The 24209-nt window shown below is 39.1% G+C and carries 19 protein-coding genes; 2 read left to right on the top strand and 17 right to left on the bottom strand.

Annotated elements, in window-relative coordinates; genetic code table 11:
* Window positions 1–205: 205 nt before the first annotated feature.
* Complete coding sequence (fusA, locus tag H4J56_RS12265; protein WP_070375085.1) at window positions 206–2311, top strand: elongation factor G; 2106 nt, start codon at window positions 206–208, stop codon at window positions 2309–2311.
* Between the two features lie 95 nt (window positions 2312–2406).
* Here the strand turns inward: fusA and rluF are convergent, their stop codons facing one another.
* The 4 genes from rluF to metB all read right to left on the bottom strand — a co-directional run bounded on the left by rluF (window position 2407) and on the right by metB (window position 8865).
* On the bottom strand, window positions 2407–3222 hold the full coding sequence (gene rluF / locus H4J56_RS12260) for a 23S rRNA pseudouridine(2604) synthase RluF (RefSeq protein WP_083277955.1): 816 nt from the start codon (window positions 3220–3222) through the stop codon (window positions 2407–2409).
* A gap of 350 nt (window positions 3223–3572) precedes the next feature.
* Window positions 3573–5024, bottom strand: a complete 1452-nt coding sequence (locus H4J56_RS12255; RefSeq protein WP_182259407.1) for a hypothetical protein — start codon at window positions 5022–5024, stop codon at window positions 3573–3575.
* Window positions 5025–5216: 192 nt separating this feature from the next.
* Window positions 5217–7667, bottom strand: a complete 2451-nt coding sequence (gene metL, locus H4J56_RS12250) for a bifunctional aspartate kinase/homoserine dehydrogenase II (protein ID WP_182217243.1) — start codon at window positions 7665–7667, stop codon at window positions 5217–5219.
* A 40-nt stretch (window positions 7668–7707) separates the two neighbouring features.
* Window positions 7708–8865, bottom strand: coding sequence for a cystathionine gamma-synthase (gene metB, locus H4J56_RS12245; RefSeq protein WP_182221530.1), 1158 nt, complete (start codon window positions 8863–8865; stop codon window positions 7708–7710).
* A gap of 183 nt (window positions 8866–9048) precedes the next feature.
* On the opposite strand from metB, the gene metJ reads away from it, so the two are divergent.
* Window positions 9049–9378, top strand: coding sequence for a met regulon transcriptional regulator MetJ (gene metJ / locus H4J56_RS12240; protein ID WP_070375088.1), 330 nt, complete (start codon window positions 9049–9051; stop codon window positions 9376–9378).
* A 22-nt stretch (window positions 9379–9400) separates the two neighbouring features.
* Here the strand turns inward: metJ and H4J56_RS12235 are convergent, their stop codons facing one another.
* From H4J56_RS12235 to H4J56_RS12175, 13 genes are all read right to left on the bottom strand, one after another.
* Window positions 9401–9754: a hypothetical protein gene (locus H4J56_RS12235; RefSeq protein ID WP_182244298.1), complete on the bottom strand. Its 354-nt coding sequence runs from the start codon at window positions 9752–9754 to the stop codon at window positions 9401–9403.
* Between the two features lie 246 nt (window positions 9755–10000).
* A complete protein-coding gene (locus tag H4J56_RS12230) occupies window positions 10001–11242 on the bottom strand; it encodes a malic enzyme-like NAD(P)-binding protein (RefSeq protein ID WP_182251116.1) in 1242 nt (413 codons plus the stop codon).
* 556 nt (window positions 11243–11798) lie between these two features.
* Window positions 11799–13097, bottom strand: coding sequence for an adenylosuccinate synthase (locus tag H4J56_RS12225; protein WP_182259406.1), 1299 nt, complete (start codon window positions 13095–13097; stop codon window positions 11799–11801).
* A 144-nt stretch (window positions 13098–13241) separates the two neighbouring features.
* Entirely contained in the window at window positions 13242–13430 is a 189-nt protein-coding gene (locus tag H4J56_RS12220; RefSeq protein WP_182203168.1) for a DUF2065 domain-containing protein, read from the bottom strand.
* A 545-nt stretch (window positions 13431–13975) separates the two neighbouring features.
* Window positions 13976–14863 carry a protease modulator HflC gene (hflC, locus tag H4J56_RS12215; protein WP_182221528.1) on the bottom strand — a complete coding sequence of 296 codons (888 nt, stop codon included), beginning with the start codon at window positions 14861–14863 and terminating at the stop codon, window positions 13976–13978.
* A gap of 3 nt (window positions 14864–14866) precedes the next feature.
* Window positions 14867–16012 carry an FtsH protease activity modulator HflK gene (hflK, locus tag H4J56_RS12210; RefSeq protein WP_182221527.1) on the bottom strand — a complete coding sequence of 382 codons (1146 nt, stop codon included), beginning with the start codon at window positions 16010–16012 and terminating at the stop codon, window positions 14867–14869.
* Window positions 16013–16066: 54 nt separating this feature from the next.
* On the bottom strand, window positions 16067–17374 hold the full coding sequence (hflX, locus tag H4J56_RS12205) for a ribosome rescue GTPase HflX (protein WP_182216096.1): 1308 nt from the start codon (window positions 17372–17374) through the stop codon (window positions 16067–16069).
* Window positions 17375–17462: 88 nt separating this feature from the next.
* Window positions 17463–17720, bottom strand: coding sequence for an RNA chaperone Hfq (gene hfq / locus H4J56_RS12200; RefSeq protein ID WP_070375096.1), 258 nt, complete (start codon window positions 17718–17720; stop codon window positions 17463–17465).
* Between the two features lie 102 nt (window positions 17721–17822).
* A complete protein-coding gene (gene miaA, locus H4J56_RS12195) occupies window positions 17823–18788 on the bottom strand; it encodes a tRNA (adenosine(37)-N6)-dimethylallyltransferase MiaA (RefSeq protein WP_182259412.1) in 966 nt (321 codons plus the stop codon).
* A 4-nt stretch (window positions 18789–18792) separates the two neighbouring features.
* Window positions 18793–20700 (bottom strand): DNA mismatch repair endonuclease MutL, encoded by a 1908-nt coding sequence (gene mutL / locus H4J56_RS12190; protein ID WP_182259405.1) that lies wholly within the window; start codon window positions 20698–20700, stop codon window positions 18793–18795.
* A gap of 31 nt (window positions 20701–20731) precedes the next feature.
* On the bottom strand, window positions 20732–22036 hold the full coding sequence (locus H4J56_RS12185) for an N-acetylmuramoyl-L-alanine amidase (protein WP_182242103.1): 1305 nt from the start codon (window positions 22034–22036) through the stop codon (window positions 20732–20734).
* Window positions 22037–22074: 38 nt separating this feature from the next.
* Window positions 22075–22548, bottom strand: a complete 474-nt coding sequence (tsaE, locus tag H4J56_RS12180) for a tRNA (adenosine(37)-N6)-threonylcarbamoyltransferase complex ATPase subunit type 1 TsaE (RefSeq protein WP_404842494.1) — start codon at window positions 22546–22548, stop codon at window positions 22075–22077.
* A gap of 19 nt (window positions 22549–22567) precedes the next feature.
* Window positions 22568–24190 (bottom strand): NAD(P)H-hydrate dehydratase, encoded by a 1623-nt coding sequence (locus H4J56_RS12175; protein ID WP_182259404.1) that lies wholly within the window; start codon window positions 24188–24190, stop codon window positions 22568–22570.
* Between the last annotated feature and the right edge of the window lie 19 nt (window positions 24191–24209).

Genomic DNA, 24209 nt, shown 5'->3' with positions numbered 1-24209 from the left:
AAGTCTTGGCCGTCGACAACTCGCTATAATTCGATAATTAATGCCATAAACTCACGATAAAACACCGTCAGATTAGCCCAACTTTTTATCACTGTTATTAATTAATTTTCATTTTTTATTTTTGTTTGAACTTACTAATGGTATACTCGCGCGCAAATTTTCAACAATTCCGCTTTTTTAGTAGCGACTTAAATAGAGTAAAGTAATGGCAGATTTATCTAAATATAGAAATATTGGTATCTTCGCTCACGTTGATGCTGGTAAAACCACAACAACTGAACGTATCCTTAAATTAACCGGTCAGATCCATAAAACTGGTGAAGTACATGATGGTGAATCTACCACTGACTTCATGGAACAAGAAGCTGAGCGCGGTATTACCATACAGTCTGCTGCGGTAAGCTGTTTTTGGAACGATCACCGTTTCAATGTCATCGATACTCCTGGTCACGTTGACTTCACTGTTGAAGTTTACCGTTCACTTAAAGTACTTGATGGTGGTATCGGCGTATTCTGTGGTTCTGGTGGTGTTGAACCACAATCAGAAACTAACTGGCGTTACGCGAACGACTCAAAAGTTGCTCGTATTATCATGATCAACAAACTTGACCGTTTAGGCGCTGATTTCTACCGTGTTTGTAAGCAAGTTAAAAACGTTTTAGGTGCTACGCCACTTATTATGACTTTGCCAATTGGCGAAGAAGATGACTTTGTTGGTGTTGTTGACCTTCTTAGCGAAAAAGCTTACATCTGGGATGACACAGGTCTTCCAGAAAACTATGAAATTACTGATATTCCAGCGGATATGGTAGAAAAAGCTGCTGAGTACCGTATACAGTTAATCGAAACAGCTTTAGAAGTTGATGAAGATATGTTGATGGAGTTCTTAGAAGGGGAAATGGTTCCTACTACAGAACAAATCAAAGCGTGTATCCGTACTGGTACTCGTGATATGACTTTCTTCCCAACTTACGGTGCTTCTGCATTTAAAAACAAAGGTATTCAATTAATTCTTGATGCTGTTGTTGATTACTTGCCTTCACCTACAGATGTTAATCCTCAACCACTTACTGATGAAGAAGGCACGCCTAATGGCGAATTCGCAATTGTTTCTGCAGAAGAAACATTCAAAGCGTTAGCATTCAAAATCACTGATGACCGTTTTGGTACATTAACTTTCGTACGTATCTATTCAGGTACATTGAAGAAAGGCGATACCATTCTTAACGCTGCTACAGGTAAAACTGAGCGTGTTGGACGTATGTGTGAAATGCAAGCTGATGACCGTAACGAACTTACTTCAGCACAAGCTGGTGATATCATCGCGATTGTTGGTATGAAGAGTAATGTTCAGACAGGTCACACATTATGTGATCCTAAGCACCCTATCGTTCTAGAAGCTATGGTATTTCCTAAGCCAGTAATTTCAATCTCTGTAACACCTAAAGATAAAGGTTCAACTGAGAAGATGGGTCTTGCTATCGGTAAAATGGTTGCAGAAGATCCTACTTTTAAAGTTGAAACTGATATCGATTCAGGTGAAACGATTTTATCTGGTATGGGTGAGCTTCACTTAGATATCAAAGTAGATATTCTAAAACGTACTTACGGTGTTGAATTAGAAGTTGGTAAGCCACAAGTTGCGTACCGTGAAACAATCACTACGGCAATTGAAGATTCTTACACACATAAGAAACAATCTGGTGGTTCTGGTCAGTTCGGTAAAATTGATTACCGTATTAAGCCCGGCGAACCTGGTACTGGTTTCGTATTCAGCTCTGTTGTTGTTGGTGGTAATGTTCCTAAGGAATTCTTCCCAGCAATCGAGAAAGGCTTCAAAGGCATGATGGATACTGGTGTTCTTGCTGGCTTCCCTGTACTTGACGTTGAAATTGAATTATACGATGGTGGTTTCCACGCGGTCGATTCATCTGCTGTTGCCTTTGAACTTGCTGCTCGTGGTGCTTTCCGTCAGTCAATTCCAAAAGCTGGTGCACAGTTAATCGAACCTATCATGAAAGTTGATGTGTTTACGCCTGATGATCACGTTGGTGATGTTATTGGTGATTTAAACCGTCGTCGTGGCATGATCGCAGGTCAAGACGCAGGTGTTTCTGGTGTTCGTATTAAAGCTGACGTACCTCTTTCAGAAATGTTTGGTTACATCGGAACATTACGTACAATGACATCAGGTCGTGGTCAATTCTCAATGGAATTCTCTCACTACATGCCTTGTCCTAATAACGTAGCAGAAGTTGTTATCGCTGAAGTTAAAGCAGCTAAAGAAGCAAAAGATGCTGCTAGAAAATAGTAAGCATTAAGTAAGAAAACAAAAAAAGGACGCTTAGGCGTCCTTTTTTATTGTCTTAAAAACCAAACGTAATTAACGTTTAGTATAACTAAGCTTTATTTTTTAACATCATTTTCTATGTCTGTTACTGCAATAACGGTTGCCCATGGATCACCCGATTCATCGATTTCTTTTGGTAAAGCTGTTTTCGTCGACGTGGCTACCGCTGCATTAATTTCAACCATTTCCGCTGTGGTTAAATCTCGCCATTGTCCTGGTCGTAAATCACCCAGCTCGACACTCATAATACGCGAACGTTTTAGCTGTAAAACCTCGTAATCTAAATATTCACACATCCGACGAATTTGACGATTTAAGCCTTGCGTTAAGATAATACGAAAAACAAATTTACTTTCTACTTTAACAAGACAGGGTTTAGTGATGGTTCCCAGTATAGGTACACCTTTTGACATCCGTTGGATAAAACGCTCACTGATGGGTTTATCAACCGTGACAATATACTCTTTGTCATGGGCATTTTCAGCGCGCAAAATTTTATTAACGATATCACCATCACTGGTCAAGAAAATTAATCCTTCTGAAGGCTTATCTAAGCGCCCTATCGGAAAGATCCTTTCCTTGTGACCAATAGCGTCAATAATATTACCTCTAACATGTAACTCGGTCGTACAGGTAATACCCACTGGCTTGTTATAAGCAATGTAAACCCGGTCAGATTTATTAGCCGGCATAGCACCAATTTGCTTACCATCAACAAAAACCACATCACCCGCTTGTACCTTAGTACCTAACTCAGGGGTTTTACCATTGATCGTAACTCGACTTTCTTCAATCAACTTATCAGCAGCTCGGCGCGAGCAGTAACCTGATTCACTGATAAATTTATTCAGTCTTTTTTCTTGATCGCTCACGAGATATTCCAAAGTTATGCAAAGTAATAAACGCCATTTTACCTGAACTTTAACAGACAGTGAAAAAGCATTATGGTTATTTAGCCTTATTTGACAGTTTTTGATTAATATTTACTGTAAATATCCCTCTTTGGTAACAACAACAGGGTAAGTCTACTTACTTAACTTGCTAAGTGTTTTCACTATGGCGTTATAAAAGCAAAGACTTTAACGTTATTTAGCTTTGTTCCACAGCTTTTGATTAATATTTACTGTAAATATCCCTCTTTGATAACAACAACAGGGTAAGTCTAATTACTTAACTTGCTAAGTGTTTTCACTATGGCGTTATAAAAGCAAAGACTTTAACGTTATTTAGCTTTGTTCCACAGCTTTTGATTAATATTGACTGAAAAGAATTCTCCTGGCTGCCAACAGCGAGGAAGTAGATCTAGTTGTTTACGCTCATGGGAGTTTGACACTAACAACTCTAAGATTTCATGGAGGCGCTCTTTACTGATAGTAGAGAAACTTTTAGCTGTTTCAGTAAAATATAAATTAGCAGATTTTTTAATGACTATCTCTTGTCCATGACTTATGAAGGCTAAGTTGCGTGTTGCCGTTCGGCAAATAGGATAATCAGCATTTGCAGGATAAAGCTGGCTAACGATGGCATATTCATAGCGGTCGTTAATATCTTGCTCATACGGGACATAGGTAACACCATAACCTTGTGGAAAATGGCCAGTAATTTTTGTCAGTGCATTAACCACTGCTTGACAACAAGCTCCCCGCTCCGCGTTTTGATTAAGAACATAATAAACTTTCGGTAATAATTTGTAGTTATAGCTATCTTTTGTCGACAAGATAATAGAACTGTATATTTGTGGTACTTTAAGAAGGTTGCCAATACCCTTCTTTGGGTTGACGGCACTTTTGAGTAAATGCTTAATGAACAATAATTTTTTATGCTCAACGACATTGTGCTCGTCGCGATCTTTTTTTGAATTACCAATATATATACCTGCGCCAATACCATCAATAAGATACTTAACCGTTTCCCGATAATTTATTTGTAAGAGTGCTTTTCGCTCTTCAATAGGTAAGGTTCGATGGGGATCTTTTTGATAATCTGCACCACGCAAAATGGCTAGCGACTCGGGGTGGTTATTACCGATATCTTGTAATAGCGCCGCCATGACCAGTGGAATTTTTACTTTCTCTACAAAGGCTTGATAGGCCTCGGGATTATCTTGAGCCAACGTTTGATATTGCTCTGCGTTGATATCCCCCAAAGCACTCTTGATATAGGGCTCAACAATATGTTGATCCATGCATAGTCGGTCAAGTAAACGCAAACATAACACGCTTTTATAAAGCGGTTTATGTTGCTCGTTGGTTAAAGCAATTTTTCGCCCCTGGGTGGGGCTCACTAATTGTATGGTACCTAAAAGCTGGCTAGATTTACGATTACTGTCTTCAAAGCAATCACCCTCAGACAACTTGATGATCTCTTTACAGAGTTTATAGAGGTGTTGATGACGCTCATTGCGTTCAAAACGTAATTCCTCGTAATAGTTGCGTTGTTCACGTTCGAGTCTTACCCGTAAAGTTTTAGCTTTATCCGTGGCTGTTTGCCGACTAACTTTTTCAATATTTTTCTTGAGCTCATCTAACTTATGCTCAATAAAAGATTGTTTTTCATAGTACTCAATCGCACGCTCAAGAACGGAATCATTTAATTGGCTGTGGCCATAAATTCTGCTTAAAAGACTTTTTACTTGGCTGGTAAAATAGCTGTCGCTATAGGTTTTATTTTCCATGTAAATACAACTTGGTGCCTGTGCTAAGTAGCTACTTTTTTTAATTATCTAAATGCTAGTTAATAATGCGATAACAGACAAGTGTTTATTAGTATCGATTGAGAAAAAGCACAACCTACAAGTTGTGCTTTTTCTCATTTAGCGTATTAATGCCTAGTGTAGTAATAATGATGATAGCTAGATTATGCTAATTTAACTTAGACCTTTGATTTTAACTTGGTGTTTTTTACCGGCCAGTTGCTGGCAAATACTCACTAAGTCTGAATGCAGGCCACCCGCGGTAACATCACGACCCGCGCCTGGTCCACGAATAATAAGCGGGTTATCTTGATACCATTGGCTCTTAATTAAAAATATATTATCACCCGGAGTTAACGAGGCAAAGGGATCATTCTTAGCAAGCGTCGCAAGATAAACCTTAGCGCTCAATTGGCCTTGTTCGTTGACACAGAATTTTGCAATATAACGAATACAGGCTTGCTGTTTAGATGCGCTAGTGAGTTGTTCAGCAAAGTAACTGTCCAAGTCTGCTGACTTTGCTAAAAATTCAGTCGTTGATAACCCTTGTAAGGATTCTGGCACTAAATTTTCGCATTCAATATCATCAAGTGATAATTCAAAACCTGCCATACGCGCTAAGATCAGTAATTTTCGTTGCACGTCTCGCCCAGACAGATCTTCTCGTGGATCGGGTTCAGTGATCCCTTGTGATAAGGCATCCATTAATAAGGTTGAAAACGGTACACTGGCATCATAGGTTTCAAATAGCCAAGAAAGCGTGCCTGAAAAAATTCCTGATATTTCCGTTATCTTATCGCCACTTTTCAATAAATCGTTAATGGCAAAGTTAACCGGTAAACCGGCGCCAACAGTAGTACTTCCTAACCATAAGCTTTTATTTTCAGCCGCGGTTAATACTAAGTCATTATAGCGAGCGGTACTGGCAGAAGCCGCCCATTTATTGGCACCAATAACATGAATACCTTCTTTAAAGAACTCACTGTATAAATCACTAAAATGTTCGCTAGGGGTGATATCGACAACAATTAATTCGTCGTAAGGATGGTTCGTTAACCACGACATCAATAAGGCATTATCACAAGGCGTAGCATCTCTTTCATAAAGCGACATTGCTTGATTAACATCGATACCATCGGTATTAAGCAATGCTTTTTTAGAAGTGACTAAACCGACTAAATGAACGTTCTCTAACACAGAGACTCGATTGAGTTGCGCGGGTAACAAGTCTAAGAATCGTTGACCTATATTACCAAGCCCTGAAACAACAACACCTATGTGTCGAGCGTCTTTAGTCATATCATAATGAACATTATTAAGTAACTCACCGGTACAACTCTGCTGAAGAATGGCGATAATACTATGCTCACTTAACGAGTTCACCACCTGCAGTACATGAGTATGTTTGAGGGCACGTTTAAAACGCGCTTGGATATTACCTTGATTTACCACACTATGACCAACAATCGCTATAATCGACACCGGTGTGAATGATACTTCGGTATCATGACTCGCCAGCCACTGACTCACTAATTTTTGTTGTGTTTGGTGGATAACCATAAAGCCTTGCTGAACATCACTACATATCGCAGAAAACTCATTACTGGCTTGTTCACCAAACGAACCGGCTAAACTGGTCGATTTTACCAGTAACAGATCGTTAAGCGAGGTGACCGACAATTCCTGTTTAGCAATTTGACCAAATTTTCCTATCTCTGTACCAGAAATTTCAGGATCAAAGCTACTTGCTACATGAAGGTGTGTGCTGTGGTTAGTGAGCGGCTGTAAGGTTTTTGCATGCAGAACCGGGTTACCTAAGCGGCCTAATTCTTTCGCGACACCATTAGGTAAGCGATGTAATTTACGGGCAAGTGGTACAATACGAGGATCGGCACTATAAATGCCATCAACGTCAGTCCATAGGGTAACATTCAGCGCGCCCGACAGTGATGCAATAATTGTTGCTGAATAGTCACTACCATTACGACCTAAAGTACAGGTTTCACCTTGAGAATTTTTAGTGATATAGCCAGTAATAACCGCCAACTTTCCTTTTTGTAAGTTCTGCTGAAAATTTTGACTACTTTGCTGATTGTCGACTGCACAGTCTTTATCATTATTGATAACCAGAAAGTCACGCGCATCAATAGCATAACTTGGACAAACTTTTTCACTTAACACCGCCGATAATAAACGCGCCGACCACAGCTCACCAAATGCCAACATATCTGCATGGTGTTGGCTTGGCTGATCAGACAACCAAGCCGTTAATTGTGTTATATCATCAGACAAAACCTTGATAAGGTCTGCTGCACTGCTAGGGTTCAATAACTCACCAATTAATGTGCTTTGTGATTTCTCTAGTGTTTCAATAGCCAAAAACAGCTCGTCACTTTTTTCAAGTGCGAGTTTATAAATATTGAATAAGTCATCCGTAGTGTTTCCATTTGCCGAAACAACAACTAAATCATTTAATTGACAGTTTTGACGAATAATATCAACCACACGTTCAATACATTGAGTAGTTGCTAAGCTACTGCCACCAAATTTATGTACATGAATAGCATGCTTCGCCAGTTGATTATTCCCTGATGATAATTGTTCTACTGTATTTGACTGTGTCATTTTCACTCATTAATTCTTCTACTAAAAATAGTCTACAACTTTAAATTTGGCTTGCCGATAAAGCTTGTTCTAAGTCATTAATAATATCACTAACATCTTCAATACCGACAGAAATTCGGATTAAAGATTGAGTAATACCCGCTGCAATTTGTGCTTCAATTTCCATACCTGCATGGGTCATCGTTGATGGATGACTGATTAAACTTTCAACGCCACCTAATGACTGTGCCAAGGTAAAGAGTGATAAGTTGTCAAAGAGTACTTTAACCGCTTCAACACCACCTTTTATTTCGAAACTCATCATAGCGCCAAAATCTTTTTGCTGACGCTTAGCAATTTCGTGTCCCGGGTGATTTTTTAAACCAGGAAAGTATACCGCGTTAATTGCTCGATGATTTTCTAAGTATTTTGCAACAGCATTAGCATTTTCTTGATGCTGTTTCATGCGCAGTGGTAAGGTTTTTAAGCCACGTAATGCCAGATAACTGTCGAAAGGTGAACCCGTAATACCAATACAATTTGCCCACCACGCTAGCTCTTCACCCAGTTCTTTTTCTTTTGTTACTAACACCCCACCCACAACATCACTATGACCATTAATATATTTAGTTGTCGAGTGAAAAACAATATCAGCACCTAATAATAGCGGTTGCTGTAACAAGGGAGAAAGAAACGTATTATCTACTGCCACTAAAGCACCAACAGCATGACTGGCTTGAGTAACCTTTTTTATATCAACCAGCCGTAATAATGGGTTACTAGGTGACTCAATCAAAACTAATCTTGGCTTTTGTTCAAGCGCTTGCGCTAACGCTTGATCATCGTTTTGATCAACAACAAGCACATTAAATAAGCCACGTTTTGCTAGGTGGGTAAACAAGCGATAACTTCCACCATAGCAATCATGTGGAATAACAACCGTATCTTTTGTTGTCAGTAACTGACAAATTAAGTGCACCGCTGACATTCCTGTGCTGGTAACAATGCCTACAGCACCCTGCTCTAAATCAGCGATAGCTTGTGCAAACGTGCTTCGAGTGGGGTTGCCTGTTCTGGAATAATCAAATTGGCGCTTATTGTTGAAGCCTTTTAAAGCATAAGTACTCGATAAATGAATGGCAGGAACAACCGCACCGTGATGTTCATCACTATTAATGCCGGCTCTAACAGCTAATGTTGCTGGTTTTTTGCTTGTCATTTTTTGCTCCAATCGGGCAGTAAAATCAAATAGATGTTTGGACGTCTATAACTCTAAACGCTTTACTTTTGTCGGTCAAGAACTTTAGACTTCTAAACTTCTACACATTCGTTATTGACTCAACGCCAACAACCAGTAAAATCTAACTTATAAAAAGTAATTTAGCTAAACAAAGGTAATTAAATGGCAAAGTGGAATGGCGATTATATAAAACCATACGCCGAACATGGTAAAAAAAGTGAGCAAGTTAAAAAAATCACGGTCTCAATCCCGTTGCGGGTACTGAAAGTGTTAACGGATGAACGTACTCGTCGGCAAGTTAACAACTTACGCCATGCAACTAACAGCGAATTGTTATGTGAAGCTTTTCTGCATGCTTTTACCGGACAGCCTCTTCCTGATGATGGCGATTTAACAAAAGACAATACAGAGATGCTACCTAAAAGTGTGCGCGAAGCCTTAATAGCAAAAGGTATTACCGACTTCAGTCAATTTGAAATTGAAGACGAGTAGCTAAGGGTCTTAATACACTTCCTCAAAAAGACGCTCTGGCGTCTTTTTTTATGCCCATACGGTAAGCATCTACAATAGCCAATAACCAACAAGTTAGTAGTGTATAGGTTAATATACTCATTAAGATAGGGTCAACAATAATGGGATTTTTTGACATCTCTGCGATCAGTGCTTGGCTATTGAGCGCAACGTCACCTGATTTAACTTTATTAATAAGTGGCTGATATTGCCTCATCACTTCTTCAATATACAAATATACTGTCACAGAAAAACTTAAAATAAATAACGTAGCCCGTCGATAAGCGTGACACATTAGTTGGCCAATACCCGGGTAAACAAGTGCTGAGAGTAAAACGGCTTTCGTTGAAGTTTTCATTGTTATTCGTCCTACTCAATATTGTTATGCTTTGCCATCGGTGACATTATCTACAGAGGTGCAAGTATTAATGATTTGTCAGGAATATAGATGACGTACAAGAGGTAACTGCTCCTGCGTTACCCTATTTCTTAATTCCTACTTTCTGCGTCCATGTAGTAACTGCACCATGACCTACTATTTGTCATAAATAAAAAAAGGAGAGTCGAGCTCTCCTTTTACAGCGTTATTAATAAATACTACTGATTATGCCATATAGTTTTCAGGTAATTCTAGGGCTGCCACTCCAGACTCAACCGCCGCTTTAGCAACGGCAAGCGCTACTCGACCACACAAACGTGGATCCATCGGCTTAGGGATAATATACTCCTTACCAAAGGTCAAACTTTTCTCACCACTAGCATCTAACACTTCTTGCGAAACAGGTTCCTTTGCTAATTCACGAATTGCATGAACAGCGGCAATTTTCATCTCATCGTTAATCGTTCTAGCGCGAACATCTAAAGCGCCACGAAAAATAAAAGGAAAACATAACACATTATTGACCTGGTTAGGGTAATCAGAGCGACCCGTAGCAATAATAAGATCATCACGAACAGCAAGCGCTAATGAGGGTTTTATTTCAGGATCTGGGTTTGAACAAGCAAAGATAATTGGATTGGGTGCCATTAATTTTACATGCTCAGCAGAAAGTAGATTGGGTCCAGAAACACCAACAAATACATCTGCGCCATCGATAACATCTTCAAGGGTACGTTTATCAGTATTATTAGCAAACATACGCTTATATTCGTTAAGATCATCACGTCGGGTATGAATGACACCTTTAGTATCAAGCATGTAGATTTTTTCGCGCTGAGCGCCACATTTGATTAATAGTTCCATACAAGCAATCGCTGCTGCGCCTGCGCCAAGACAAATAATGTTGGCATCTTTAATACTTTTACCTTGGATTTCCAAGGCATTGATCATTCCAGCAGCGGTAACAATAGCTGTACCATGTTGGTCATCGTGAAATACCGGTATTTTACAACGTTCAATAAGTGCTTTTTCAATAGCAAAACACTCTGGTGCTTTAATATCTTCTAAATTAATACCACCAAAACTGTCAGCGATGTTGGCGACCGTATTTATAAATTCTTCAACTGTCTTATGTTTAACTTCGATATCGAATGAATTAATACCTGCAAATCGCTTAAATAATAATGCTTTGCCTTCCATTACCGGCTTAGCCGCCATACCACCTAGATTACCTAACCCTAAAATAGCGGTACCATTGGTAATAACAGCGACGGTATTGCCTTTGCCCGTATATTTGTAAACATCATCGGGATTTGCCGCAATTGCGCGAACCGGTTCAGCAACACCTGGGCTATAGGCGAGTGCTAAATCACGGCTAGTTTCAGCGGCCGTGGTTAATTCAACACTTATTTTTCCAGGTGTTGGGAATTGATGGTAATCAAGTGCTTGTTGGCGAAAGTCAGTCATGATTGATCCTATGCGTTAGGTGAATTTATTGTCTTATATATGCCATTTTTCACGTTTTATTTTGTTTATATACAGCATAGTTTTATAGACTCGTTATCAATCAAGATACACCTTTGTCTGTGATCTTTAAAAAGTAACGGGTATATACTATTGTAATCTTACATTTTGTTCCAACGTTATTCTTATATAAAAAAGTGCTAGAAGCTATAACAAACATACCCTTAGCCCTTTTGTATTGCACATCATAAAACTAAATATTCGCTATACAGCTTAATCTATTCACCGTATTTTATGACCACTTTTATAAACTTCTTTGACTTAAAAAATTTAGCCATCGATTTTTCTTTTTTTCAATACACAACAACGAATTTATCGGTGAAGTTATCCAATTAATAATTAATCTTCATCAACGTTGTCACTATCGCTTATAACCTTGATTAATTGCTTTTGAATTTATATTCAATAATGGCCATTGAAATAATTTATTTTAGGTAAAAAAAACCACCTCAGGGGTGGTTTTATTCGTCTTATTTTAGAAAAAAATTATTCGCTCTAATTACTCAGCAAACGGGTTTACTAAAATAATGGTTTCATTACGATCTGGGCCTGTTGAAATAATATCAACCGGTACACCTGTTAATTCTTCAATACGCTTAATGTAAGCGATCGCATTAGCAGGTAAAGCGTCACGAGAAGTTGCGCCAACAGTAACTTCAGACCAACCTGGCATTTCTTCATAAACAGGTGTAATTCTGTCATAACCTTCAGCAGCTGTAGGCGGTACAGTAATAATGTCGCCAGCTTCAGTGCGGTAACCTGTACATATTTTAAGGGTTTTCAAACCGTCTAAAACATCAAGTTTAGTTAAACAAAATCCTGTTACGCTGTTAACTTGAATGGCACGGTGCATAGCAACCGCGTCAAACCAACCACATCGACGTTCACGTCCAGTAGTCGCGCCAAATTCATGGCCTACAGTACCTAAATGTTCACCAATTTCGTCATCTAATTCTGTAGGGAAAGGACCAGAGCCAACACGTGTCGTGTATGCTTTAGTAATACCTAGAATATAATCTAAATGACGAGGTCCAAAACCACAACCGGTAGCAACGCCACCTGCAGTAGTGTTTGAAGAAGTTACATAAGGATAAGTACCGTGATCAATATCAAGTAAAGTACCTTGAGCACCTTCAAACATAATTGATTCGCCGTTTTTACGGGCTTGATCAAGAATTTCAGCGACATCGGCAACCATTTTAAGGATAACGTCACGAACTGATAAAGCATCAGCAAGCACAGTGTCATAACAAACGGGTGCAACTTTGTAGTAATGCTCTAAAGAGAAATTATGGTAATCAACAATTTCTTTTAATTTAATCGCAAATGAATCAGCACAAACTAAATCGCCAACACGTAAACCACGGCGAGCAACTTTGTCTTCATAAGCTGGACCAATACCACGCCCTGTCGTACCAATAGGCTTATTACCGCGAGCGATTTCTCGCGCAGCATCTAGAGCATTATGATAAGGAAGAATTAACGGACAAGCGTCACTAATAAGTAAACGTTCACGTACAGGAACGCCTTTGGCTTCTAACATTGCGATTTCTGTCATCAAGGCTTTCGGGCATAAAACTACGCCGTTGCCGATTAAACATTTCACATTGTCACGTAATACGCCCGATGGAATTAAATGAAGTACGGTTTTTTCACCGTCTATTACCAAAGTATGACCTGCATTATGGCCTCCTTGATAACGTACGACGTACTTAGCTTTATCTGTGAGTAAATCAACAATCTTACCCTTACCTTCGTCACCCCATTGGGTGCCTAGAACTACGACGTTTTTGCCCATGTTTTCAATTTCGATAAAAAATTAGGCGGGGATTTTATCAAAAATCAAATAGTAGTCCAAGTAATAAATGATGATTTTTAATGCAATTTAAAAATATTCAATTAACTAAAGGGGTTATGAAAAACTTTTATGTCATTCTTTAGTCTAATAACTCAGTAACCATAAAATAAATGTGCCTACGACGAGTAAGCTAATGCCAATATTACGAATAGATAAGCTTGATTGTTGCGCTAACTTTTCCATAGTGTCGCGCCACTTATTTGGAAAAAGTGCAGGAATAAGCCCCTCAATAATCAGTACCAAAGCAAATGCCGTTAATAGTGTCTCTACCATGTTATTACTCCTCAATTACTTCTATAGGTAACTAGCCGATACGAAAAGTACAGGAATGAGTCCATCAGAAATCAGTACCAAAGCAAATGCCGTTAATAGTGTCTCTACCATGTTATTACTCCTCAATTGCTTCTATAGGTAACTAGTCGATACGAAAAGTACAGGAATGAGTCCATCAGAAATCAGTACCAAAGCAAATGCCGTTAATAGTGTCTCTACCATGTTATTACTCCTCAATTACTTCTATAGGTAACTAGTCGATACGAAAAGTACAGGAATGAGTCCATCAGTAATCAGTACCAAAGCAAATGCCGTTAATAGTTTCTCTACCATGTTATTACTCCTCAATTACTTCTATAGGTAACTAGTCGATACGAAAAGTACAGGAATGAGTCCATTAGTAATCAGTACCAAAATAATCAGTACCAAAGCAAATGCCGTTAATAGTGTCTCTACCATGTTATTACTCCTCAATAACTTCTATAGGTAACTAGCAGATACGAAAAAGCCATGACAAGTCATGGCTTTTTTATCAAAAAAGTAGCTTACTTTTTAATTGTAGCGCCTTCTTTTAAGTAGTTAAAGAAATCACTATCGGGTTTAACCACCAAGATATCACTTTTACTACTAAAACTTTTTTCATATGCTTCAAGGCTACGGTAAAAACTGAAAAACTCAGGATCTTGTCCATATGAATCAGCATAAACTTTAGCCGCTAACGCATCGCCTTCACCACGCATTTCTTGTGCTTCTTTTTGTGCTGTCGCTAACATAACTGTTACTTTAGAATCTATCGTAGCACGGATGATTTCCGCTTGCTCTTGACCTTTAGAACGATGCTCTTTTGCTACAGCTGTTCGCTCTGCTCGCATACGGTCATAGATAGAAGCACTGACTTCAGCGGGTAAGTTAATCGCTTTAATACGTACATCAATAACCTCAATACCTAAGTCTTCACGACTACTTGAGGCACTTGCTAACGCTTTAGCCATAATGCCGTCACGGTCACCTGAAACAATTTCTTTAATGGTGCGCGTACCAAACTCAGTACGTAAACCATTATTTACTTTTTGTTTCAATAACGCACGAGCATTTTCTACTGAGCCAGAAGTACGTAAGTAGAACGTTGAAAAGTCAACAATACGCCACTTAACAAATGAGTCGACCATTAAATCTTTTTTCTCAGATGTTACAAAGCGATCAGGCGCTTCATCAAGTGTTTGAATACGAGCATCAAGTCTGCGAACGTTGTTAATAAAGGGTATTTTAAAGTGTAAACCCGGTTCATAAACAATCATTTCACCTGAATCAGCATCACGTTTAATTTTTGTAAACTGAAAAACGATACCACGTTGTCCTTCAAAAACAATGAAAACAGAAGAGACGGTTAATACTGAGAATAATACAATTAGGGCAATAATAAAGTTTTTCATTGCTTAATTTCTCCCTTCGTTAAATCTGTCTGCACGACCTGATAAATCAGGCGCAGTACTTTGGGTATTAATCGATTGCGTCGCTCGCGTTTGACTCTCAGGTAAAGTACGTTGACCAGAAGACTGATTTTGCATCATTTTATCTAATGGTAAATACATCATGTTATTGCCACCTTCAACATCAACCATAACCTTACTGGTATTGGCATAAACATTTTCCATTGTTGATAAATACATACGCTGGCGAGTAACTTCTGGAGCAGCAAGGTATTCTGGAAGTAATTTATTGAATTTAGCAACTTCACCTTCGGCATCTAATACCGTTTGTTGTTTATAAGCGATGGCCTCTTGTTCCATACGTTTCACTCGGCCACGTGCTCTTGGTTCAATACCACGGGCATAGGCTTCGGCTTCACGTAAAAAACGAACTTCATCTTCTTGTGCTGAAATAGCATCGTCAAAAGCATCTTTGACTTCTTCAGGAGGACGAGCATCTTTAAAGTTAACATCGACAACAATTAGACCAAGATTATACGGGGCAATAATGTCATCTAATTCTTTCCAGACATCTTGACGCACTTTCTCACGGCCACTTGTTAAAATATCATCCATTTTAGAGTCACCAATAACGAAGCGTAAAGCACTGTCTAGTGACTGGCTTAAACTGTCGTCAGCATCAGTAACACTGAAAATATAATCACGGGCATCAACAACACGATACTGTATTTGCATTTCAACACGTACCACGTTCTCATCTTTGGTTAGCATAAAACCAGATGCAGGTAAGTCGCGTGTTGTTTGCATATCAACAGGAATAATACGTTCGGCGAATGTCCATTTCCAGCGTAAACCTGGTTCAACTGTGCCATCGTATTGCCCGAAACGTAATACGATACCTTTTTCAGCTTCTTTAATGGTGTAGAAACCACTAAAAGCATAAACAAGAATACCCACGATTAGCGCAATAGCGATACCAACATTTGATGCGCCTTTCTTGCTGCCATCTTTTGATGATTTTCCGCCAAAAATACCGCCAAACTTATTACCAATATCTTTTAGTAAATCGTCTAAATCTGGTGGGCCTTGATTCTTATCATCTTTCTTTTTCCAGGGGTCTTTATCATTATTCCCCGGTTCATTCCACGCCATGGTCTTCTCCACTAACTATAAATTTAAATAAGTGCTAAAACTACTATTTACCCATTACGGTAATATATCAGTCTGTTTACGTTCAATAAAGCCTTCTATATCAGCTTCACTCTGTTTAATTAATCTATCCCACTCTCTTGCAGGTAATTTAATTTTCAATAAACAATTTCCATCTTCGTCATACCGTTCATCAACAATAGAATTTAATTGATAAAACACACCACGTAGTTTACCTTCGCTAGGAGGTAAGCATAAGTTATGCTTGACTATTTTCTTGCCGAGTCGTTCAGCTAGCGCTTGAAAAAGTAATTCAATCCCTATGCCTTTTTGTGCAGATAACCATACTCGTATAGGTAGACCTGTATCGTCTCTGTCAATGCGTGGTTCAATATCTTCCAAAGCATCTATTTTGTTACAAATTAATAATTGCGGAACATCGCCCGCTTCGATCTCTTTTAAAACCGTTTCAACTTGTTCAATATTTTCAGTTCGCCTATCATCTGAAATATCAATGACATGCAATAATAGTTCAGCTTCACGGGTTTCAGTCAATGTTGCTTTAAAAGCGGCGACTAAATCATGAGGTAAATGACGAATAAAGCCAACGGTGTCAGCTAAAATTGCTCGGCCAACATCCTCAATTTCAATTTTTCGTAATGTGGGATCTAAGGTTGCAAATAATTGATCTGCTGCGTAAACGTCTGCCTGAGTAATAATATTAAACAGCGTCGATTTACCTGCGTTGGTATAACCCACTAAAGAAATTGTCGGTATTTCAGCGCGTGTTCTTGCTCTTCTACCTTGCTGGCGTTGCTTTTCCACACGTTCTAAGCGTTTACGAATATTTACCATACGGTCGCGAAGTAAACGACGATCAGTTTCTAACTGAGTTTCACCAGGCCCGCGGAGGCCAATACCACCTTTTTGCCTTTCAAGGTGTGTCCAGCCACGGATCAAACGCGTACTCATATGACGTAATTGCGCAAGTTCTACTTGCATCTTACCTTCATGTGTTCGAGCGCGCTGGGCAAAAATATCTAGGATGAGGGTTGTTCGGTCAACAACGCGGCACTCACACAATGCTTCAATATTTTTTTCTTGTGAAGGAGAAAGTGCGTGATTAAAAAGTACCACATTGGCTTGATGTAACTTTACCGCCTCGGCAACTTCTTCAGCTTTACCACTACCAACAAAGAATTTAGTATGAGGTGTAGTACGTTTACCTGTAACAATTGCAAGCGCGTTGACGCCCGCAGAGCTAACAAGCATTTCAAATTCTTGTAAGTCTTCGCGCGCATTTTCATCAGGGAAATCGAGGTGAACAAGAATAGCTTGTTCACCTGCTTGATAACGATCAAACAATTGAGTATTACCTATAAACTAAATAGTTAAACCAAAAGAAACTTTTGGACACGTAATATTTGGTGTACAACCAAACTCAACGAAATCATTAATCTTGCTGTTCCTGACTATAATCACCAGTTTGTGGTGCTGGCATCGTAGAAACTGCCCGTGAAGGAACAACAGTAGAAATGGCGTGTTTATAGACCATTTGACTCACTGTATTTTTAAGTAAAATAACAAATTGATCAAAGGACTCTACTTGTCCTTGTAGTTTAATGCCATTAACTAAATATATTGCTACCGGAATGCGATCACGTCGTAAAGCATTCAAAAATGGGTCTTGTAAAGATTGCCCCTTTGCCATTGTTTGGCCCCTTTTTTGTTATTTTTAATAAATGTATGTAAGAGTTTTTTCTCTAGAAAACTAGTTACTTACTATGCAACTGTTTTTATTATACATCAAGGTTTAAAGTTTGCTTACAGAAGACATAATTAGTTTCAAATTATTTTCGTCTTCCATATGCAACCATTGTAAATTTGGCCAATTTCTCAACCAAGTTAACTGTCGTTTAGCCAGTTGTCGCGTCGCACAAATGCCTTTGAAAACCATTTCATCATGGTCGACTTCACCATCTAAATATTCCCACATCTGTCGATAACCAACACAACGAATAGCGGGTAAATTTTCATGCAAATCGTCACGCTGTTTTAACTTAACAACTTCTGATTCAAAATCTTGTTCAATCATCTGTTCAAACCTAAGCGCAATACGAGCATGTAAATCTTTACGCTCTTTCGGTGAGATAGCAAATTGTAAAACATCACCACTGAGTCGTTCACCCTTAACTTTCGTTAAGTCGGTCATACTTTTGCCCGTTAGGCGGTAAACTTCTAATGCCCGCATTAATCGTTGCGGATCATTTTTGTGAATACGTTCGGCAGAAACCGGGTCTACGCTAGCAAGTTGTTGATGAATGTTCTCCCAGCCAAATTGTTCAGCTTCGTCAGCTATGCCTTGGCGAATTTTTACATCGGCCGCCGGCAGAGGCGAAATACCATCAATCAGGCTTTTAAAATACATCATAGTACCGCCAACCAATAAAGGTATACGGTTATTTTCCCTGATTTTCTCAATTTCTAGTAAAGCGTCACGGCAAAAATCAGCGGCAGAGTAACTCTCACTGGCATCAATTAAATTAATTAATCGATGCGGATACTTTGCTAATTCTTCTGCTGTTGGTTTTGCAGTACCAATGTCCATATCACGATAAACAAGCGCAGAATCAACACTGATAATATCGCATGGCAAGGCATCATGTAATGCCATTGCTAACGCTGTTTTACCTGATGCAGTAGGCCCCATCAAACAAATGACTGGCGGTAATTTACGGTTTTTACTGTCAATATTGTTTCTTGATAAAGCGTCAGACATCAATTTAAGTAGCATTCGTTAACATTCTTATTGATGATGTGAGGTCTATCAATACCGAATTCAAGCGTAGCTGCTGCTCAAAGGTAGGATTTAATTGTTGCTGACTCAAACGGAGTAGGCTTTTAGCTTGTTGGTTATCGTAAGAATCAGCGGATAATAAACTTGCAAAGGCTTGTTGCCAATCACTATTTGTTAATTCTTGTCCATCTTCTAAACACAAATGTGTTAAGAGCTTATTAACACTTAAATTTACATCTTTATTTCTTAACAAGGCCGGAAACTCTCGTACTTGTATGCTGTTCTTGGATAAAACACTCGCGACAATACCTATTTTTTTCAGTGCATCAGTCTGCGCTTCAACAAAAGTGACTTGTGCTTGCGTTAACGATATCTTAATCGGCAATAGTAACGGCTGACTAACAAAATTATGCTGCCATCTGTTTTTTACTTCGAAGAATTTAACCGCTTGCTCTATTTTGTTTAATGCCAATAAACGTAGTTCATTGTCTAACGTTATCACCGCATATTTTTCATCAATAATCTTGGTTAACACTAAGTGCTCATTTTCATTCACCTCGTGTATTGGCAGAGCGGCACTGTCTTCATCTGACTTTCCACCAGACAAAGGCGTCATCAATGTTTGATAAGCTTGCGCAGCATTTCTGCTCACTTGGTTATTACTGTGCGTATAAGATGAATAATTTTTTTGACTACCTGGCTTGCTACCTTGATAGGGTTCGCTTTGAACATCGGTAACTTTCGTCAATGGCTTAATATAATCACGCGTTAATTGCTGCCCGGTTTCATGTGACTCAAGCTGATTGTCTTGTCTATAATTTACCGTACGGCTTTCAGGCTGAAGTGGTAAAGTAGCCGAGGGTTGATCTTCTGATTCAGGCAATAAGCCAATATTAGCATTTTCGCTTAACGCGTTATGACAAACCGAATAAATAAAATCATGAATATAACGCCCTTGATGAAACCGTACTTCATGTTTTGCTGGGTGAACATTTACATCAACCTCTCGGACATCAAGCACCAGAAACAGCACAAAAGCCGGGTAAGTATCCGCAGGTAACAGATGACTATAAGCTTGACGAATGGCGTGATTAATTAACTTGTCTCGCATCATACGGCCATTCACGTAACTAAAGCATAAATCATTTTGGTTACGGGCAAAGCTTGGTAGCCCTACCCAACCTGATAATTGTAAATCGCCATGCTGGCAGTCAATTTCCAGTGAATGCTCAATAAACTTTTGACCACAAATTTGTGCTACCCGTTTTGCGTATAAGCTTTTATTATTGACTGATTTAAAATGCTTAATCACTTTCTGATTATGTGACAAAATAAAACTAACATCAAAGCGCGCCAAAGCGATACGCTTAATGACCTCTTCAATATGAGTGAACTCTGTTTTTTCAGTACGAAGGAATTTTCGTCTCGCGGGGGTATTAAAAAACAAGTCGACAACATCAATGGTCGTGCCATTAGGATGTGCAGCGGGTTGTAAGGCTACCGCCATATCTCGCCCTTCGGCAATGGCTTGCCAAGCTGATTCTTGCTCAGCAGGTTTTGACGTCAACGTTAAACGTGAGACTGAGCTAATACTTGCCAGTGCTTCGCCACGAAACCCTAAACTACAAATACCTTCTAAATCATTTAAATCTTTAATTTTACTGGTCGCATGACGACTTAGCGCTAACGTTAGTTCATCTTTAACAATACCCGAGCCATTATCACTAATACGAATACGTTTAGCGCCACCTTTTTCAATGTCTATTTTAATGGTCGTTGCGCCAGCATCTAAGCTGTTTTCAACTAACTCTTTCACCACTGATGAAGGACGTTCTACGACTTCACCGGCAGCAATTTGGTTAGCTAGGCGTGCTGGAAGGATTTCTATGGTCATAAATTTTGATCTGTTAACTATTTATAATAAATTAATCGGCGCGAGGTATGGTTAAGGTTTGACCTATGCGAACGGTATTTGAGGTTAAACTATTTGCCATTTTTAATTCTCGTACTGAAACACTATAGCGTTGTGCAACCACAGATAAAGATTCACCGCGAGTAATTTTATGTTGTCGTGTTTCAATAGAGGCATAATAACTGCCCATCGGCGGTTGAATCATAAAATGGTCTTTAATACCTTTAAAAATACCTTTAGCGAGCTTGCGCTGATGAGCACTAGAGTTTAAATTTTGCTCTTCTCTATGGTTAGAAATAAAACCTGTTTCAACTAAAATAGAAGGGATATCTGAAGATTTTAACACACCAAAATTACCATGTTGGGGAATTTTCTTGTGCATTTTAGTAATTTTTTTCAGTTGTTTTAGTACGCTATTCGCCATGCTAATACTGACACCCTGCGAATGCTCTTTATTCATATCTGCTAAGGTTTTTGCCAAGTTATCATCGCGGGTATTTTTAATAACACCACCGCCACCACCTAAAAGCTCGGAGTTGTTCGAGCGGTTACGCAGCCATTTGGCCATTTCTGACTCAACCCGTTTGTGCGATACAATCCAGACTGAGGCTCCGTTAGGTTGAGGTGTTCTAAAGGCATCGGCATGGATTGAGACTAAAAAATCCACTTGGTTTTTTCTGGCTATTTCACTACGTCGACCGACCGAAACATAATAGTCTCCATCGCGCACCATTACCGCTTTCATGCCTTTTTCATTATTAATATAGGTAGCAAGTTTTTTAGCAATCGCTAACGTAACACGTTTTTCATAGCTGCCTTTACCGCCTATAGAACCAGGATCCTCACCACCGTGGCCAGCATCAATGGCAATAAGAATATCTCGATGATCATTTTTGGGGGTATGGTCGCCTTGGCTAATTTTCTCTTCATCGAATAAATCAATAACTAAACGGTTACCGTATTGTCCAGCTGGTGCAAGCGGAAAAACAGCCAAAGAGTAATTATCCGCTAATTCTAATACTAAACGTGTTGTGCCTTTAATACGCGATTTACTGGTGCGGATCAGTTTTATGCGTTTATCCTTTTTAAGGATATTCTTAAACGAAACATGATTCTTACTGTTGTTAAAATCTATGACTAAACGCTGAGGATTCTGTAAACTGAAATACTTATAATCAGGCTGTTCACTGAGATCAAAAACAATACGGGTATTTTCCGGGGCTGGCCAGACACGAACGCCATCGATGCTATTACCCTGCGCTTCAAAGAAAACACTAACGGTTAATAACATAGCTAATAATAACGATCGAATATTCATTTACTGCTGCCCTTTCCTTTTGCGTCTATTAGCGCACATTAACTAAGCGCATTTACTACGAGCTCACCCAAAGGGGTCTTTGCTTGTATGTTGATGGTTCTTTGCTCTTCACTATACGCTAAGTCGATACGCAAATCAGGTGCCTTGATCATACCTAGCCCCTTTTCTGGCCACTCAATAAAGCAACAGCAGTTATCTGCAAAATAATCTCGAATGCCCATATATTCTAGTTCTTCAGGATCTGACAAGCGATATAAATCAAAATGATAAACTAACCAGTCATGTAATTCATAAGGTTCAACGAGAGTATAGGTTGGGCTTTTTACGTGGCCAATATGCCCCATACCTTGCACAAAACCTCGAGTTAAGGTGGTTTTTCCCGCACCTAAATCACCGTAAAGATATACAACAATACCTTGTTTTAGTTCTTTTTTTACAATATCAGCTAATTTATTACCCATAGCTATAGTTGCTGATTCATCAGCTAAAAAGTAGTTTTTGTTTGTAAGCATTTCTTTCATCAATTATTTTCTAAAATTTATTATTTATAAGCTGCCGTATAACTGGCAATAGGTCACTTGCTAGCATACCAATTTTTCCATGCTTTTGCGCAATAATGTCAGCAGCCTTACCATGAATATAAACGGCCAAGGCTGTAAGCTTTGCAAAATCAGTTCGCTCTTGCAGTTCCTCCCCTTTTTCTACCGAACTTTTTTGCATTAGCAATGCCGCAATAATACCTGATAACACATCGCCCATGCCTCCGCTTGCCATGCCTGAATTACCCGTTGTGTTCACCCAAACCTGTTGACCATCACTTATCAAACTCCCTGCACCTTTCAATACGCTCACGCATTGAAATTGTTGGGCTATTTTTTTTATGGCGCTAAAACGATCTCGCTCTATTTCTGTCACAGTGCAATTTAACAGCGTTGCAGCTTCACCGGGATGTGGCGTTAAAACCCAAGGGTTACTTTTAATTTTATCTGTTAATAAGTTTTGTTGGTAAGCTTGCGCCAACAAACTCAAACCATCGGCGTCAATCACACATAATTTTTTTTGAGCCAGTACTAAATCAAATAATGCCTGACTCCACTCATTTTGACCCAAACCAGGGCCAAGCACATAAGCGTTAGCTTTACTTAATGTCATTGATCCCACAAGTTGTTCTGCGCAACTAGGCGCTAACATTAATTCTGGGCGGCCATTAAAGACTAATGCTCGATTATTTTTATGACAACAAATACTCACTAATGCAGCACCACTGCGCAATGACGCCTCTGCCGACAAACGTATCGCACCAGCAAAACCTTCTCCGCCCCCAACAGCCAGTAATAATCCAATATTTCCTTTATGACTGCTTGCTTTGCGTTTAGGTAAAACAGCAAAAACTTCGTTGCCAAAAACCGTGATATTGGTCTTCACTTGCTCTGTAAATGCTTGACCTAATGCTAAATCAGCAAAATAGATTTCCCCAACATGGTTAATGGCTTGTCCCGTCACTAAACCGCACTTTAGAGCAATAAAAGTTACAGTACTGTTAGCAATGATTGCAGTATTTTCAACAACACCTGTAGTTGCACATAAACCTGAAGGCACATCAACACTGATCACTTTTGCCAAATGCTGATTAATAGTAGCAACTAGTGTCACCAGAGTTTCTGGTAGACGTCCTTTAAAACCAATACCAAATAGTGCATCAATAATTAACTGACCTTGAAAATTCGCTACTATCTCAACATTAGCCGTTTTTTGATCAAATATAATCAAGCCATTTTTAACTTGATTAACATTGATGTAAGCTTGGTAAGCGCGTAAGGCATCGCCGGATAATTCTTCTGGTTTTGCCGTTAGTAGTACCGAAACCTGAAAACCAGCTTGCACAGCTAAACGCGCAATCACAAATCCATCACCACCGTTATTACCTTTTCCACAAATAACTAACAGCTTTTGGCTAGTTATTTTTTGACCTATATCATTTTCATTTTGAAGATATTTTTGCTTGATATGCTGAAAAACAGCCTGACCTGCATTTTTCATCAATGAATACATTTCAATATTTTCTATAGCAGCAACTTTTGCTTCATTAGCTAACACTTGCTTCGCGGAAAAAGCAGCTTGTGGTAAGCTTGCACTCAACAGTTTTATTTCCATTTCTATCTTCCTTTACCAA

This window comes from Colwellia sp. BRX8-4 (genome assembly GCF_014077345.1).
GTDB lineage: Bacteria > Pseudomonadota > Gammaproteobacteria > Enterobacterales > Alteromonadaceae > Colwellia_A.
Note: the sequence above shows the minus strand (reverse complement) of the source record. Positions and strands in the feature narration are given on the sequence as shown.